The sequence below is a fragment of the Actinokineospora globicatena genome, assembly GCF_024171945.1.
In the GTDB taxonomy this organism is placed as follows: Bacteria; Actinomycetota; Actinomycetes; order Mycobacteriales; family Pseudonocardiaceae; genus Actinokineospora; species Actinokineospora globicatena.
The window spans coordinates 2,916,603-2,931,682 of the sequence record NZ_JAMTCR010000002.1 but is presented as its reverse complement, the minus strand read 5'-3'; the positions used below and the strand labels follow the sequence as shown (position 1 = coordinate 2,931,682).

Annotated in this window: 12 protein-coding genes; 6 read left to right on the top strand and 6 right to left on the bottom strand. The window is 71.6% G+C overall.

The features are described from left to right. Window positions 1–24: 24 nt before the first annotated feature. The gene (locus LV79_RS13005; RefSeq protein WP_253835419.1) at window positions 25–3,189 is read right to left on the bottom strand and encodes a S8 family serine peptidase; all 3,165 of its coding nucleotides are present in this window, start codon (window positions 3,187–3,189) and stop codon (window positions 25–27) included. 262 nt (window positions 3,190–3,451) lie between these two features. Between LV79_RS13005 and LV79_RS13000 the strand changes: the two genes are divergently transcribed. Further along, the gene (locus tag LV79_RS13000; protein ID WP_285469943.1) at window positions 3,452–4,537 is read left to right on the top strand and encodes an amidase family protein; all 1,086 of its coding nucleotides are present in this window, start codon (window positions 3,452–3,454) and stop codon (window positions 4,535–4,537) included. A 141-nt stretch (window positions 4,538–4,678) separates the two neighbouring features. Here LV79_RS13000 and LV79_RS12995 read toward each other — a convergent pair whose 3' ends face one another. Next, window positions 4,679–5,647: an LLM class oxidoreductase gene (locus tag LV79_RS12995; protein ID WP_253835417.1), complete on the bottom strand. Its 969-nt coding sequence runs from the start codon at window positions 5,645–5,647 to the stop codon at window positions 4,679–4,681. 60 nt (window positions 5,648–5,707) lie between these two features. Between LV79_RS12995 and LV79_RS12990 the strand changes: the two genes are divergently transcribed. From LV79_RS12990 to LV79_RS12975, 4 genes are all read left to right on the top strand, one after another. Beyond that, window positions 5,708–6,286 carry a TetR/AcrR family transcriptional regulator gene (locus tag LV79_RS12990; RefSeq protein ID WP_253835415.1) on the top strand — a complete coding sequence of 193 codons (579 nt, stop codon included), beginning with the start codon at window positions 5,708–5,710 and terminating at the stop codon, window positions 6,284–6,286. 113 nt (window positions 6,287–6,399) lie between these two features. Then, entirely contained in the window at window positions 6,400–7,878 is a 1,479-nt protein-coding gene (locus LV79_RS12985) for an MFS transporter (RefSeq protein ID WP_253835413.1), read from the top strand. Window positions 7,879–7,944: 66 nt separating this feature from the next. Continuing rightward, window positions 7,945–9,438, top strand: a complete 1,494-nt coding sequence (locus tag LV79_RS12980; RefSeq protein ID WP_253835412.1) for an AMP-binding protein — start codon at window positions 7,945–7,947, stop codon at window positions 9,436–9,438. A 53-nt stretch (window positions 9,439–9,491) separates the two neighbouring features. Beyond that, a complete protein-coding gene (locus LV79_RS12975) occupies window positions 9,492–9,983 on the top strand; it encodes a nuclear transport factor 2 family protein (RefSeq protein WP_253835411.1) in 492 nt (163 codons plus the stop codon). 176 nt (window positions 9,984–10,159) lie between these two features. On the opposite strand, the gene LV79_RS12970 is transcribed toward LV79_RS12975, so the two are convergent. From LV79_RS12970 to LV79_RS12960, 3 genes are read right to left on the bottom strand one after another with little or no spacing between them, the layout of a single operon-like run. Then, window positions 10,160–11,356: an acyl-CoA dehydrogenase family protein gene (locus LV79_RS12970; RefSeq protein WP_253835410.1), complete on the bottom strand. Its 1,197-nt coding sequence runs from the start codon at window positions 11,354–11,356 to the stop codon at window positions 10,160–10,162. Between the two features lie 17 nt (window positions 11,357–11,373). Further along, on the bottom strand, window positions 11,374–12,870 hold the full coding sequence (locus LV79_RS12965; RefSeq protein WP_253835409.1) for an FAD-binding oxidoreductase: 1,497 nt from the start codon (window positions 12,868–12,870) through the stop codon (window positions 11,374–11,376). Next, entirely contained in the window at window positions 12,867–13,394 is a 528-nt protein-coding gene (locus tag LV79_RS12960) for a flavin reductase family protein (protein ID WP_253835408.1), read from the bottom strand. The genes LV79_RS12965 and LV79_RS12960 overlap by 4 nt, the downstream gene beginning before the upstream one ends. A gap of 204 nt (window positions 13,395–13,598) precedes the next feature. Here LV79_RS12960 and LV79_RS12955 point away from each other — a divergent pair, with 204 nt between their 5' ends. Then, a complete protein-coding gene (locus LV79_RS12955; RefSeq protein WP_253835407.1) occupies window positions 13,599–14,087 on the top strand; it encodes a pyridoxamine 5'-phosphate oxidase family protein in 489 nt (162 codons plus the stop codon). On the opposite strand, the gene LV79_RS12950 is transcribed toward LV79_RS12955, so the two are convergent. Continuing rightward, entirely contained in the window at window positions 14,050–15,066 is a 1,017-nt protein-coding gene (locus tag LV79_RS12950) for an AraC-like ligand-binding domain-containing protein (RefSeq protein WP_253835405.1), read from the bottom strand. The two genes, LV79_RS12955 and LV79_RS12950, sit on opposite strands and share 38 nt — an antisense overlap. Between the last annotated feature and the right edge of the window lie 14 nt (window positions 15,067–15,080).

Here is a 15,080-nt window from a genome sequence, read left to right as displayed (position 1 = left end):
ACGGCCGACCGCAGCCCCTAGCAACTACTTCAACCCGTAGGCACGGATGATGGTCTGGTCGACGGTCGCGCCGTCAACAGCCTTCGCCGTTGCCTTGAGAGAGACGAACTTGGCTCCCGCCGGGTGGTACAGCAGCGCGAACGACTTGTCCCCGTTGGCGACAACCGGCGCCGGACGCCAGGTAGCGCCATCGTCGTAAGAGACCTGCACGGTCGGGGTGGAGACCCCAGCCTCACCGGAGCGCTGGGTGTAGACGGGGAGGACGAACAGACGCCCTGCCTTGGCCTGGTTGTAGTCGTCCAACGGCGGCGCGAACCGCACGACAGGCAGTTTGACGCGGCTGGGCACGTCACCGGTGGTGTGCTCGGAGGTGAATGTCCACTCAGCACTCTGCTTCGTGGTCAGCTCGAACGGCGCCCCTCGCGTTGCCTCAGTGCGCAACCGGTAAGAACCCTTGCCAGGTGGGACTACCGCGCGAGCGGACCCGGGCCACTCGCTCTTGGTCACCAGCTCGCCGTCCCGGTAGAGCTCCGTGCTGCCCACCGCCACGCGCGAGTACCCCGAGTGCTTGGGTTCCTGGTCCGCGTAGAGCGGGATATCGGCGGCGACCTCATCGCCCATCCGGAACACCCCGGCGTACGGGGAGTCTGGCAGCGACGCCGCGAACACCCCCGTGTTCCACCGCTGCACGGCAGTCTCGCCGCGCCGGTAGACCGTGGGCTCGTCGGCCACCTGGACGGCGTCCGGCTCGTACACCGACGTCCCCTGGGTGAACGAGTCGTACCAGGGCAGGTCCGGGCTGTAGCGTTGGTCGAGCCGGGCCGGTAGCGGCAGCCGGGTGAGGTCGCTGAACGTGCCGACGGCGCCCTTGCCCTGGGCGGCCGCCTCGGTGCGCACGCTGACGAGGTCGCGGTCGCGGAAGTGCCGCTTGAGGTCAGCGGGGACGCGGCCGGGGTACACGACGCCGACGCCGTACTGGTAAGGGCTGCCCACGAACCCGCCTTCGCCGTCCGGCTTGGCGAACCGGCCGCGCAGGGTGAAGGTCGCCTTGTCCTTCGGGGCTGACGTCGTCGACGGGATGAAGCGCACGAAGTCGAAGTCCGGCCCGCCGATGCCGCTCCCCGTGGTGCCCCACGACGTGGTCACCTGGAAGAGGGACTCCGCCGCTCCGGCCTCGGCGTCCGGGCGGTCGACCGAGTACTCGACCCGCTTGCTCTTGGCGCTGTCGAGGACCAAGGTCACGTCCTTGGCGACCACGAGGTTGGGCTCGTAGGCCGCGACCACCACCTCGCCGATCGAGTGGCCGTCGAAGTAGTAGGTGCCCTTCGGGACCCGCGTGACGGAGCTGGCGGGGCTGTCGAAGTTGATGAAGCCCCGCGGCTGGTTCAGGTCCGTGAGCCAGTACACGTGGCCGAAGACCTCACTGGGCAGGTCCTTGAACTCGACGGTGACGTCGTAGCTCTCCACCTCCTTGTCGACCGCGATCGGGGTGCGGACGACGGCCGTCCCACCGGTGGCGACGACGGCCCCCACGTGGACCTTCTCCGCGGCGGGCACCTTGGTGTCGGCGCTGACCCGCACCGAAGCCTGCCCGCCGGCGGGAACCACGACCCGCGACGGCGACACGGTGAACAGCCCGGCGGGCTGTCCGGGCACGTCGACTTCGAGCGTCACAGGTGCGGTGCCGGTGTTGCGGTAGGTCAGGGTGCGCGTGATGACGGGGTCGTCGTGGTGCGGCCACCGGGCGAGACCGAGGCTCAGCGACGCCGCGTCGGCGGTGACCGGCTGGGTGGTCGCGCGCGCGACGTCGACCCGGCCGCCGCCCTGCTCGAACGGGGTCAGCGCGGGGTTGGGCTTGGCGGTGCCGACGAGCGCGGCCTTGAGCCGGTCGGCCTTCCAGTCCGGGTGCTGACCGGCCAGCAGTGCCGCCGCGCCCGCGACGTGCGGTGCGGCCATCGACGTGCCCGAGAGCGCGACGTGCTTGTCCCCCACCGGGTCGCCGATCTGGCCGTTGGCGGCGCGGGCGGCGACGATGCCGACACCGGGCGCGGTGATGTCCGGCTTGATCGCCCCGTCGCGGAACCTGGGTCCACGGGACGAGAACGGCGCGAGTGCGTCGGTGCGGTCGACCGCGCCCACGGTCAACGCCGCGTCGGCCGCCGCGGGTGCGCCCATCTCGCCGCCGGAGTTGCCCGCCGAGACGACGAACAGCGCGCCGGTCTCGGCGGTGAGCCGGTTGACCGCGAGCGAGGCCGGGTCGTCCCCGGCGGAGGGCCGGTTGGAGCCGAGGCTCAGGTTGATCACGGCGGCCCCCTCGGCCGCGGCCCACTCCATGCCCGCGATGACGTCGGACTCGCTGCCGTCGCCGTTGTCGCCGAGGACCTTGCCGTTGAGCAGCGCGCTGTCCGGCGCGACCCCCTGGTAGCGGCCGGAACCGGTGATGGTGGCCGCGACGTGGGTGCCGTGGCCGATCCGGTCGTCGGCGTCGGCCGAGCCGCTGAAGTCGCGCGACAGCACGACGGCGCCCGCCAGGTCGGGGTGGGTCGTGTCGATCCCGGTGTCGAGCACGGCGACCTTGACGCCCTTGCCGGTCAGCCCGGACCGCCACGCCTCGGGCGCCCCGATCTGCGGCACGCTGCGGTCCAGCGACGCGGTGACCTTGCCGTCGAGCCACACCTTGGCGAACCCGGCGGACCGGGTGGTGCCCAGCGGGGTTCCCTTGGGCAGCGCAAAGGAAGCGCCACCGATGCTGGGCAGCGCCCGCGCCTCGCCCGCGATCCTCGGCGCGGCGCCGTCGTAGGTGACGATCAGCGGGGTCGCCTTGCTCGTGCGGTCGTCGAACCCGTCGCGCACCAGGGCGGTGACGTCGAACAGCCGCCGGTCCAGCTTGCCCGCGCCGATGTCGGCGACCACGTCGGAGGGGAACACGTTGACGTCGCCGCGCTCGTCGAGCCGCTGCACGAACGTGACGTGCCGACGCCCGGGACCAGGCCGGACGGTGGCGTGCTTGCCCACCAGGGTCACGTGATCACCGGTCACCAGCGTCACCTGCCCCCGCTGCCCCGCCGCCGCGACCGCGACCGGAGCCGCTCGCGCCTCGGCCTCGGCCACCGGCCCCATCGCGATCGCCGCCGCCAGCGCCACGGCGGCGGCGACCCCCATCCGACCCCGTCCAGGTCGATCTCTCATGCGCCATCTCCCCAGCTCGTGCGGCGCCCTTCGCCGCGCACCCGCTACAACGCCAGATCGATCCCGCTGGTTGTCAGACCCGCCACAACTGCCGGACAGAGCACCCACGAGCAGGTGTGATGGGATCCAAGCCCGGCACCAAGCCCCGCCGGACTGGACACAGTGGACGGATAGACCCGATCGCCGATTACACCGCTCCACCCGCCACGACAATCGCCCGAATGGTCAACAACGACCGACTGACCACAGTGGACAATGACTGATGCTCGCTGACTACACCGCCGCCTCGGGTCTGGCAATCGCCCGAATGGTGACCAGCGGGCAGGTTTCCGCGGTCGAGGTGGCCAGGATGGCACTGGGCGCACTGCGAGCCGTGGACGGGCGGATCAACGCCTTCCAGCGGGTCGACGCCGACCAGGTGGTCGAGCACGCGCGGGCGGTCGACCAGCGAGTAAGCGCGGGTGAGGTGCTGCCGCTGGCCGGAGTGCCCATCGGGGTCAAGGTGGGTGAGCGGAGGGCCGGGAAAGCCTTGGTGGCGGCCGGATGCGTCGTGCTGGGGAGCACGAGCGTGCCCGGACCGGGACCGGCCTGGCGCACCTGGGGGCGGACGGACCGGGGGCTCACCAAGAACCCGTGGCACGCCGACCGGTCACCCGGCGGGTCGTCCGCGGGGTCGGCGGCGGCCGTGGCGGCGGGCATCGTGCCGATCACCACCGGCGCCGACGGGGCCGGGTCGATCCGGATCCCGGCGGCCTGGTGCGGGACCACCGGGGTCAAGGTCACGTCGGACACCCTTGTCGCGCCCGGGTTCCTGACCAGGTCGGCGGCAGACACCAAGGTGTGCCTGGAGGTCCTGCTCGGCCGCGACCTGGAGCCAACCGCACCCACGGCCGCCTGGTCGGACACCCTCGGGTTCGCCGACACCGACCCCGAGCAAGCCGCCATCGCCAGGGCGGCGGTCCGGCTTCCCCTGATCGACGTGCCTGTCGACCTCCTCGACCCCGAGCGGGCGTGGTTCGACCACCGAGCGGGCAGACCTGTCGACATCGCGGAGAACCGGCGGCGGCTCGCGGTGGTGTTCGACCAGGCGGACCTCGTCCTCACCCCGACCACCCCGAACCCGCCGCACGGGCACGACGGGCCGGGCGCGCGGATGAGCACCGCGCTCACCTGGCTGTTCAACCTGACCGGCCACCCGGCCGCCAGCGTGCCCGCCGGGTTCGACGCCGACGGGTGCCCGGTCGGCCTCCAGGTCGTCGCCAGGCGAAATCGGGAACAGGACCTCCTCGCGGCACTTCCTTTCGGAGGTTCACACAACCCGGGCACCACCGGCCGCGATAGCGCGTAGTTCTTTTCACGACGTGCGGAAATACCCGGGAATCGACCGGTCGTGCACGCGCATTCGCATTCGCGGACAGTGACGGCCGCCACGTCCGCCGAATGCCGAACCGGGTCGGGGAACCCCGCTGCCCCGACCCGGTGGGGACCCCTAGTGGACCTTCGCCGTCTCCGGGAAAACGGTCGGGAAGTGTGGCAGCACGTTCTCCGCGATCTCCTGCAACACCTCGGGCGCGGGCCTGCGGCCGTACTTGAGGTTGATCGCCACGTGGTTCACGCCGATGTCGTGCAGCTGGCCCAGGTGGTCGAGCAGCGCCTTCCAGCCGGAGCGGAAGCCCAGGTGGATGGGCTTGGGCACGCCGTTGGCGTCCTCCTCGAGGTCGATGTAGAGCGACTGGGCGAACGGCTTCCACTCCGGGGTGGCCTGCTGCCAGGCGGTGGTGATCATCCGCTGCTGCACGACCGGGCGCGGGTACATCAGCCAGCCGTCGCCGTGCTCGGCGATCCACTCGACGTCCTGGCGGCTGTTGCCGGTGACCAGCAGCGGGACCCGCCGCCCGACCGGCTTGGGCAGCAGGTCGGTGCCGCGCAGGGTGCCGTAGACGGAGTCCACGTCCGGGAAGTCCTCGCCCCACAGCCGCCGGATGGTGGTGACCGACTGGCGGAACAGCTCGCCGCTGTGGTCGCGGTTGAGGCCGTAAGCCGGGAACTCCACGCCCCGGTCGCCGGTGGCCGCGCCGATGACCAGCCGCCCGCCGCTGAGCTGGTCGAGCGAGGCGGCGGCCTTGGCGATGTCGATCGGGTTGCGCAGCGGCAGCACGGTCGAGCCGGTGGCCAGCGCGATCCGGCTGGTCTTGGCCGCGATGTGGGTCAGCCAGACCCACGTGTCGTAGAGCTGCCCGCCGTCGCCGAAGGACAGGTCCAGCAGCGGCACGTCGCGCGCCCAGAGCGCGGCGAACCCGCGCTGGTCGGCCAGCACCGACTGCTCCACCTGCTCGGCGACGTCGAGCCGGGGAACGGCGCCGCTGTAGGACTCCAGCGGGTACATCAGCCCCAGCGTCAGCTCGCCCTGCCGGAACATCGCGTCCCACCCGGGTCGGTCGCTGAAGGTGTAGGTCATGAGCGCTCTCCTCGCCGAATACTTGACCTCAAGGTCTAAAACAGTCTACCGTTCCCGACCATGGGGAGACCCCGGAAATTCGACCCTGATCGGGCGGTGGCGCAGGCCGCCGAGACCTTTCGGGTCAACGGTTACGCCGAGACCTCCCCGCAGGACCTGGCCGACAGCATCGGGATCGGCAAGGGCAGCCTGTACAACACCTTCGGCAGCAAGCACGAGCTGTTCCTGCGCAGCCTGGAGCACTACGCGGGGGTGTCGTTGCACGAGCTCAGGGCCGTGCTCGACACCGGGGGACCCATCCGCGACCGCATCAGGGCGATGCTCACCGGTTTTGTCGACGCCGACCTGGCGGACCCGGACCGGTGCGGTTGCCTGGTGGTCAACAGCGCGGTGGAGATGGGGCCGCACGACGAGCACGCCGCCCGGCTGCTCGGTCGGTCGTTCGACTCGTCGCAGGCGGTGCTGCACACGGCGTTCATCGCCGCGCAGCAGGCGGGCGAGATCGCGGCCGAGAAGGACCCCAAGGCGCTGGCCTGCCTGATGCAGAGCACCATGATCGGGCTGCGCGTCCTGGCCAAGGCCAGGGTCGACCGCTCCCGGTTCGACGCCGCGATCGACGCCGCGATCATGGCGATCTGACCGCACCCCCGCACGGTCATCAGGGCGGCTGACCGCGCGGGAGTTTTGTACCTCAAGTTCAAAAAATGTTCGCGCCCGAGACCCTGTAGTTCAACCTGGAGTGGGGAAAAGCCATGACCGCGTCACAGGAAGCGACGCCGCAGGAGACGCCGCCGCCGGTGGTGGACCCGAAGTCCGAGGTGACCGAGCCGAAGGCCACCGACGGCGAGAAGTGGAGTGGCAAGCTCTGGGCCACCCTGATCGTGCTGTGCAGCGCCATGTTCCTCGACGCGCTGGACAACGCCATGGTCGGCATCGCGGTGCCGCCCATCCAGCAGGAGCTGGGCATGTCCACCTCGTCGGTGCAGTGGGTGGTCAGCGCCTACGTGCTCGGCTTCGGCGGGTTCCTGCTGCTCGGCGGCCGGATGGCCGACCTGGTCGGCAGGCGCAAGGTGTTCCTGGTGGCCGTGGCCATCTTCGGCATCGCCTCGCTGATCGGCGGCCTGGCCACCGACGGGTTCCTGGTCATCGCGGCCCGGTTCGTCATGGGTGTCGCCGCGGCGTTCACCGCGCCCGCGGGTCTGGCGATCATCCTGACCCAGTTCCCCGAGGGCTCCGCGCGCAACAAGGCCGTCGCCATCTACACCGCCTGCGGCGCGTTCGGCTTCTCCCTCGGCCTGGTCGCCGGTGGTCTGCTCACCGAGATCGGCTGGCGCTGGACCTTCCTGCTGCCGGTGCCGATCGCGCTCGCCATCCTCGTCGGCGCCTCCGTCCTGGTCCGCAAGGACGAGGCCGCCACCGGCAAGCGCCACTACGACATCCCCGGCGCCATCAGCGTGACCGGCGCCATGCTGCTGCTGGTCTTCACCATCGTGCGCGCCCCCGAGGTCGGCTGGGTCTCGGCGCAGACGCTGCTGCAGTTCGCGGGCGTCATCGTGCTGGTCGTGGCCTTCGTGCTCATCGAGCGCAACACCGCCAACCCGCTGATCCGCCTGGGCTTCCTGCGCAACGGCGGCCTGATCGGCGCGGCGCTGACCGCGGCGGCCATCCTGGGCACCTACATGAGCTTCCAGTTCATCGGCTCGCTCTACCTGCAGGACACCCGGGGCTGGTCCCCGCTGGAGATGGCGCTGGCGTTCCTGCCCTGCGGCATCCTCATCGCCATCATCGCTCCGCGCGCCGGTGGCCTGCTGGGCAAGTTCGGCCCGAAGTGGATGATGTTCGCCGGCTTCGTGGCCTACACCCTGGCCTACATCTCCTTCCTGCGCATCGACACCGACTCCAGCTACGTGGCGGTGCTGCTGCCCACCATGCTGCTCATCGGCGTCGCCTTCCCGCTGTCGTTCACCGGCTCGTACGTGCAGGCCACCAGCGGTGTCGCCGACTCGGAGCAGGGCCTGGCCGCGGGTGTGCTGCAGACCGGCTACCAGGTCGGTGCGGCGCTGCTGCTCGCCGTGGTCACCGCCACCATGGCCGCGGGCCAGGGCGGCGCGGGCGCGACGAACACCATTGACAGCTACCACAACGGCATGTACGTGATCACGGGTGTCTCGGCGCTGACGCTGCTGGCCACCCTGGTCTCGGCGCTGCGCAAGAAGCGCGCGGACGCCTAAGAGCCCACTGGAGTGCGGGGCGCGCCTGCGGGCGCGCCCCGCACTGCTGCGGAGAAGGAGGGTTCCATGTCGGAGTTGTCGGTCATCCACGGCGGGCCGAGCCCGCGACTGGACGCGCACGGCCTCGGCGAGGTGCTCACCAGGGCGGCGGCCCGGTCGATCGGGACCGCCGTCGTCTTCATCGCCGCCGACGGCACCGAGTCGCGGCTGTCCTACGCCGACCTGCTCGACGCCGCCTCGCGCGTGCTCGGCGGTCTGCGCCGGGCAGGTGTGCGGGTCGGCGAGCGGGTCGTGGTCCACCAGGCGGACAACCGCGAGCTGGTGACCGCGTTCTGGGCCTGCGTGCTCGGCGGGTTCGTCGCCGTGCCCACCGGCTCGGCGCCGACCGGGCTCGGGCCCGAGTACCGGTGGCTGGTCTCCGACGAGCCGCTGCCGCGCGGTCCGCGCTGGGTGGGCCCGGTGTCCGCGCTGGTCGAGGGCCCACCCGACAAGGACTGGGTGCAGGCCGAGCTCGACGACACCGTCCTGCTCACCACCACCGCGGGCAGCTCCGGCGCGCCCAAGGCGGTTCCGCTGACCAACCGCAACGTGCTGAGCCGGTCGGCGGCCACCATCGAGGACAACGGGCTCGACGAGCACGCGGTCACCTTCAACTCCATGCCGCTCGACCACGTCGGCGGCCTGGTGATGTTCCACCTGCGCGACACCCACCTGGCCTGCACGCAGGTGCACGCGCACCGGCTGTGGATCACCGCGGACCCGGCGCGCTGGCTCGACATCGCCGACCGGTTCGGCGTGACCGCCGCCTGGGGCACCACCTCCGCGCTGGAGGCGGTGGCCGAGCGCGCGGGCACCGGGACCTGGGACCTGTCCGGCCTGCGCTACGTCATGAACGGCGGCGAGCCGGTGCGCGCCGCCACGATCCGCCGGTTCACCGCGGCGCTGGCGCCGTTCGGCCTCCCAGCGACCGCGGTGCGGCCCGGCTGGGGCATGTCCGAGACCTCGGCGGGCGTCATCGACCACCGGGTCGACCCCGGCGCGCTCGCCGACCCGGTTCCGGTGGGCAGGCCGCACGCCGGGATCTCGGTCCGCGTCGTGGACGACAACGGCGTCGTCGCGATCGGGACCGAGGGCCGGATGCAGGTCCGCGGCGACTCGGTCACCCCTGGCTACGTCGACGGCACGGCCACACCGTTCACCGAGGACGGTTGGCTCGACACCGGCGACATCGCGGTGGTGCGCGACGGGTCGCTCGTCATCACCGGCACCACCGCGGGCGCGCTGCGCGTCGGCGGCGCGGTGCACCACGCGAGCGCGATCGAGGCCACCGTGTCGGAGGTCCCCGGTGCCCGCAAGGGATCCGTGGGGGCCACGACCGGCGTGGACGGTTTGGTGCTGTTCGTCGAGGGAGCACCAGACGAGGGCGTCGTCCGCTCCCGGGTGCGGGAGGCGCACGGGCTCGCCCCGAGCCGGGTCGTGTACCTGGCCGACGGCGAGTTCCCCAAGACCCGCACCGGAAAGCCGCGCCGGGCCGCGCTCGCCGAGCTCGCCGCGTTCTGACCTCCACACCGGACAGTCAGTCAACAACACACCCCGATGGGATGAGGAGAACCGTGTACGTCACGACCGACAACGCGTTGGCCGCCGACAGCGCGACCGCGCTGCAGGAACTGGTGGACCGGCAGGAGATCGTCGACACCCTGCACCGCTTCGCGTTCGGCCGCGACCTGGGTGACCGGGCGCTGTTCGAGTCCGCGTTCACCGCGGACGCCGAGTTCGACTTCCGCCCGGCCGCCACCAAGTGCGGGCTGGAGGTGCCGCTGTTCGAGGGCATCGAGATGATCGCGGGCATCGTGCTCGACCCGCGGCTGCACACCACGCACAGCGTGACCAACACCCGGGTCAGCGTGGACGGCGACACCGCGAGCCTGTCGGCGATCGTCGAGGCGCAGCACCTGCCCGCCGCCGACCACAGCAGGCACGCGCTGCTCAAGAACCTCTACGCCGCGACCCTGGTGCGCGACGGGAAGCGCTGGCGCATCAAGCACGTGACCATCGACAACGTCTGGTACACCGGCGACCCGCAGGTCATCGTCGGAGGGTGAAGCCCGTGGTGACAGCGGAGCGTCCCGGAACCGATACAGGGAACGGGATCCCCGCGACACCGGTGTGATGGCCCAGTAGTACCAACGAGGTCCGCCGTCCTCCCGCCGGGGACGGCAGCAGCGCAACGGCCCCGCGATGAACTTCGCGGGGCCGTTGCGCTTCGTCGGGTCTGTCCTTACTGCACGATCCCGAGGCTGAACGGGTTGCTGGGCGTGCCGCCGAGCAGGTGCGCGCCGACCGACTGCAGAACCTGGTCCTGGGCGATCACGTGCTGGCGCATGGTCTGCGCGTCGCGCAGCCAGCGGTCCAGCGGGGACGGCTTGTAGATGGAGCTGGTGGCGACCAGGTCGCACAGCTTCACGACGATCGAGCGGGCGACCCGGTAGGCGTTGGTGCGCGCCAGCACGGTGGCCACCCGCTGGTCCGGGGTGAGCTCGATGCCCGCGTTGAGCAGCTCCCACTGGGTGCGCAGCGAGCCGTAGACCTGCTCGCGGACCGCGCCGAGCTCCATCTCCGCCTCGGCGATGGTGTACTGGATGCGGTAGATCTCCGACCACGGCACGCCGGTCATCCGGTCGGTGCGGTTGACCGCGATGTCGCGCACGTGGTCGAGCGCGGCGCGGGCCAGGCCCAGCGGCACGCCCGGCATGTTGCGCAGGATCGCGTCCGGGGTGGAGTTCGGGCCGGTGACCGTGGCGGTCGCGAAGCTGAACGAGTGCGCCTCGGGGACGAACAGGTCCACCGCCTCGTAGTCGCGGCTGCCGCTGCCCGCCAGGCCGGTGGTGTGCCAGGTGTCGTGCACGACGAACTGGTCGCGGCGGGCGATGAGGATCCGCCAGTGCATCGGCTGCCCGGTGGGGCTGGCCTCGGGCTCGCCGTCGGTGTGCACGAAGGCGCCCGCGACGACCCAGTCGGCGTGGGTGATGCCGCTGCCGAAGCCCCAGCGGCCGTTGAGCCGGAACCCGCCGGGCACCCGGTCCGCGCGGCCGATGGGCAGGATCAGGCCCGCGGTCACCATGTCGTCGTCGGTGAACAGCTCGGCGGAGACCTCCTCGCCGAGGAACTTGGCGTAGAGCGGGGTGTCCATGCCGATCATGGCGCACCAGGCGGCGGAGACGTCGCCGGTGGCCAGCGTCTCGATGAACTGGGTCTGCTCCATCGGGTTGAGCTCGGGGCCGCCCTTGTCCTTGGGCAGCGCGACCCGGAACGCGCCGGTCGAGCGCAGCAGCTCCACCACGTCGGCGGGCAGACAGCGCTCGCGCTCGATGTCCACCGAGCGCTCGCGCAGCAGGGGCACCGCGGCCCTGGCCCTGGCCAGGACGTCCTGCGCGGTCAGCGGCGCGGTGGTCTCAACGGTGTCGACAATGGTCATTGCGTGCCCTTCCTGGCCTAGAGGTAGCGACCGGGCGCGATGACCCCGGTCGGGTCGAGGGAGTCCTTGAGCCGCCTGGCGAACGCCCGCGCGCTCGGTCGGCCCCCGACCCGGTCGATCCACTCGTGGTGGTCGACGTCGAGCCGGTAGGGCAGGAAGCCCTGCTCGGCGAACAGTTCGTACAACCGGTCCAGCGCGCGGTGCGCCGCCTGGGCGTCCGCGCGGTCGAACTTCATGGCGACCACCAGGTCGACCAGGTCGTCGCCGAGCACGTTGCCGGTGCCGCCCGCGAGGATCCCGGTCTCGGCGTGCACCTGGCCGAGCAGCCGCTCGGCGGTGACCACGGCCTCGGCGGTGAAGGGCAGCAGCGGCAGGAAGAACAGGAAGCCCAGGTCGGTGTCGAGCTGGTCGGCCCGCATGCCCATCTTCTGCTCGAACACCCGGTCGGAGACGTCCGGGTCGCCCAGGTAGGAGCGCTCGACGAGGCTGGTGACCTCGTGGTGCTGCGCGTCGGGGTCGGTGGCGTCGGTGGTGGACACCTCGGTGAACACACCGGACTTGACGGCCTCGTCGGCGATGATCGCGCTGAGCGCGGCCACCGAGGCCGCGGTGCCGTCGACCGGGACGTGCGCGAGGAACTGGCCGGGGGCGCTGCCGTAGCCCCGCGCGGCGGTGGGGTTGTAGAACTTGGGCACCCCGGACGCGAGTCCTTGCGCGACCCAGCGGCGCAGCAGCGCGGTGGCCGGGCCGAGGTTCTCCGGGGTGTAGTTGAGGCGCACCACGCGCAGCGCCTCGGGCCGCGCCAGCAGCCGGATGGTCGCGCCGGTGACGATGCCCAGGTTGGACTGGACGAACAGCTGCACCAGCGACGGGCCCAGGGTGTGCGGGTAGACCGGCGTCTTGCGGTCACCCTCCGGCCACCAGCCGACGTGCACGAGTTCACCGTCTGGCAGCACGACTTCCAGCCCGACGAGGTCCTCCACGCGCTGGTGGCGCAGGCCGACGCCGCGGTCGAGCGCGTTGCCGAGCACGCTGGAGTGCGCGGTCGAGACGGTCACGTTGACCATCCGCTCGGTGTCGGCGAGCAGTCCGGCCAGGTGGCCCTGGGTGACGCCAGGCTCCACGACGGCCCAGCCCGCGGCGACGTCGATGTCGCGGATGGCGTCCAGTCCCGACAGGTCGAGCGCGACGACGTTGTCCGTGGCGGACTCCCGGGATCCGAGACCCCAGTTGCGCCCGGTGCTGTAGGCGTGCAGCGAGACCTCGCCCCCGGCGGCCGCGAACGCCTTGACGACCCGCTGGGCCTGCTCGGCCGTGCGCGGCGCGACGGTGGCCGCGGTGTCGCGCTGGCGGAACAGCCCGGTGTTGTCCCCCGGTCCGCCCCTGGTGACCCGGTCGGCGCCGACGATCTCCTCGGCCGCGGCCAGCGCCGCCGCCGCGCCCGTGGTCTGCGGATCGGCGCTGGTCTGCGCGTCGCCGGTGTGCGACTCGGCGCTGGTCTGCGATGCCGTCATCGGGTGCGAACCTCCCTGTCGTGCCGGTTGGCGCCGCCTGCGCCAACGGCGTGGTACTCGCCGTGCAGGAAAACCAGGGGCGGTCGCCGGTCCTGGCTGCCGGTGGCCAGCACGTCGCCGATGAGCAGCGTGTGGTCACCGACCTCGACGACCTGGCGCAGCCCGCACTCGAGCCAGCCGGGCCCGTCGAGCACCAGCGCCCCGGTGTGCTCGCCGGGCACCGCCGACACCGTGGCCAGCGCGGCCCTGCGGTTGTCGCGGCCGGTGGCGAACGCGCGGGCGACGTCGGACGCCCCTATGTCCAAAATGGATAGTGCCCAACTACCGCTGACCAGCAGGTCCGCCAGGAACACCGAGTCCTGGCGCAGGCAGACCGAGACCAGCGGCGGGTCGAGCGAGAGGGAGGTGAGCGAGTTGACGGTCACCGCGTCGTGCTCCGGCCCGTCCGGACCGTCGACCTTGGTGCTCATCACGCACACCCCGGTGGCGAAGTTCCGCATGGCTACGCGCAAGTCAACGCCCACCGCAGGCTCCTACTCGGAAGTCTTTGTTCGGTCGATGCCGCAAGACGGGGGCCCTGTGGCGATCCGAGTGGCCGGCGATCCCCATCACCGGCGGCGAGCCTCGCCCCGTCGCAACCGATAGTATCCGCAGCCGGTGCGCGCGCCGTGGTGCTTGCGCGCACGCTCTCTGCTCATTTCACGCACAGGACGAGGGGTGTGGTCCGCATGGCGGGCAAGGGGTTCGACACGGAGACGGGGCTGGCCAGGGTGGCCGCGCTGGCGTCCACACAGGACTGGCTGGCGGTGCTGGTGACGACGCGGGCCAACGGTGAACCGGCCACCTCGGTGGTCAACGTCGGGCTGGTCGACCACCCGGTCACCGGTGAGCGCGTGCTAGCACTGGTCTCGCGCGGCGGTACCACCAAACTGCGCAACCTGCGGCGGACTCCGAAGGCCACGCTGGTGTTCCGCGCGGGTTGGGACTGGATCGCGGTCACCGGAGGGGTCGAGATCGCCGGACCGGACGACGCGCACGGGGGCGTGTCCGCCGAACGGCTGCCGTCGTTGCTGCGGGAGATCTACACCTCGGCTGGCGGGCAGCACGACGACTTCGAGGTCTACGACCGGGAGATGGCCGCCGACCGCAGGGCCGCGGTGTTCGTGCGGCCCGAGCGGTTCAGCGCCAACCCGGTGCCACACGACCGAGAGGACTGAGCGGGCTGAGGTTCGCGGTCTCGCCGCGCGTCCTGCGGTACTCGCGCGGCGAGACCCCGTACTTCATCCGGAACAGCCTGCTGACCTGCGAGGCGTCCACCAGACCCCAGCGCTCGGCGATGGCCGAGACGGTCAGGTGGTCGTAGCGCGGGTTGACCAGGTCGGTGCGCAGCCGCTCCAGCCGCTGGTCGCGGATCCAGCGGGCCGGGCTCGACCCCTGCTCGGCGAAGAGGACCTGCAGGTAGCGCAGCGAGATGTTGTGCCTGCGCGCCAGCATCGCCGGGCTCAGCGCGCTGTCGCCCATGTGCTCCTGCGCGTACCCGCAAATGCGCAGCACCAGCAGCTGGCGGGCGGCGGCCGGGTCGACCACCGCCGAGCACAGCCGCTCGGCGAACAGCGTGGTGATCATCCCGCCGACGGTGGTGCCCAGCGGTTCGCGGGCCGCGTCGTCGAGTTCGGCCAGGTGGTAGCCCAGCGCGGCGAAGGTGTGGCTGGCCAGCGCGCCCACCCCGGTCTTGCCGTTCCACGGCGCCGCGGTGATGGAGCTGGTCTTCTGCGGGGTCATCCCCAGTGAGCGGTGCGGCGCGCGCACGCCGACCATGGTGAACGGCTGCGGCATGGCCAGCGTGTAGGGCCTGCTGCTGTCGAAGGCGACCAGGTCGCCGGTGCGCACGGTGATGTCGGTGCCGTCCTGGCAGAGCCGGGCGGTGCCGTTGAGCAGGGTGACCACGTACACGTGGCCGCCCTCGTTGCTGGCCACCCGGTCGTGGCGCACCACGGCGTGCGGGTCAGCGGTGATCCTCGATACCCGCATGCTGCCGAACACCCGGGTGGCGATGGTGCCCGCGCCGAAGCGGTCCCGGTCGCCGATGACCTGCAGCGTGCCGCAGGTCCGGCGGACCTCGTCCTCCCACAGGTCGAACGCGCGCGCCGGTTCGACAACCGGCGACGCGGCAACCGCGACGGACGCAAGTGTCACTGGCCGACCCCCGT

What these genes read in the sequence shown, in the direction of transcription:
- LV79_RS12985 (WP_253835413.1), top strand. Translation starts at nt 6,400, where the DNA reads ATGACCGCGTCACAGGAAGCGACGCCGCAGGAGACGCCGCCGCCGGTG.
- LV79_RS12965 (WP_253835409.1), bottom strand. Translation starts at nt 12,870, where the DNA reads ATGACGGCATCGCAGACCAGCGCCGAGTCGCACACCGGCGACGCGCAG.
- LV79_RS13005 (WP_253835419.1), bottom strand. Translation starts at nt 3,189, where the DNA reads ATGAGAGATCGACCTGGACGGGGTCGGATGGGGGTCGCCGCCGCCGTG.
- LV79_RS12995 (WP_253835417.1), bottom strand. Translation starts at nt 5,647, where the DNA reads ATGACCTACACCTTCAGCGACCGACCCGGGTGGGACGCGATGTTCCGG.
- LV79_RS13000 (WP_285469943.1), top strand. Translation starts at nt 3,452, where the DNA reads ATGCTCGCTGACTACACCGCCGCCTCGGGTCTGGCAATCGCCCGAATG.
- LV79_RS12990 (WP_253835415.1), top strand. Translation starts at nt 5,708, where the DNA reads ATGGGGAGACCCCGGAAATTCGACCCTGATCGGGCGGTGGCGCAGGCC.
- LV79_RS12955 (WP_253835407.1), top strand. Translation starts at nt 13,599, where the DNA reads ATGGCGGGCAAGGGGTTCGACACGGAGACGGGGCTGGCCAGGGTGGCC.
- LV79_RS12980 (WP_253835412.1), top strand. Translation starts at nt 7,945, where the DNA reads ATGTCGGAGTTGTCGGTCATCCACGGCGGGCCGAGCCCGCGACTGGAC.
- LV79_RS12970 (WP_253835410.1), bottom strand. Translation starts at nt 11,356, where the DNA reads ATGACCATTGTCGACACCGTTGAGACCACCGCGCCGCTGACCGCGCAG.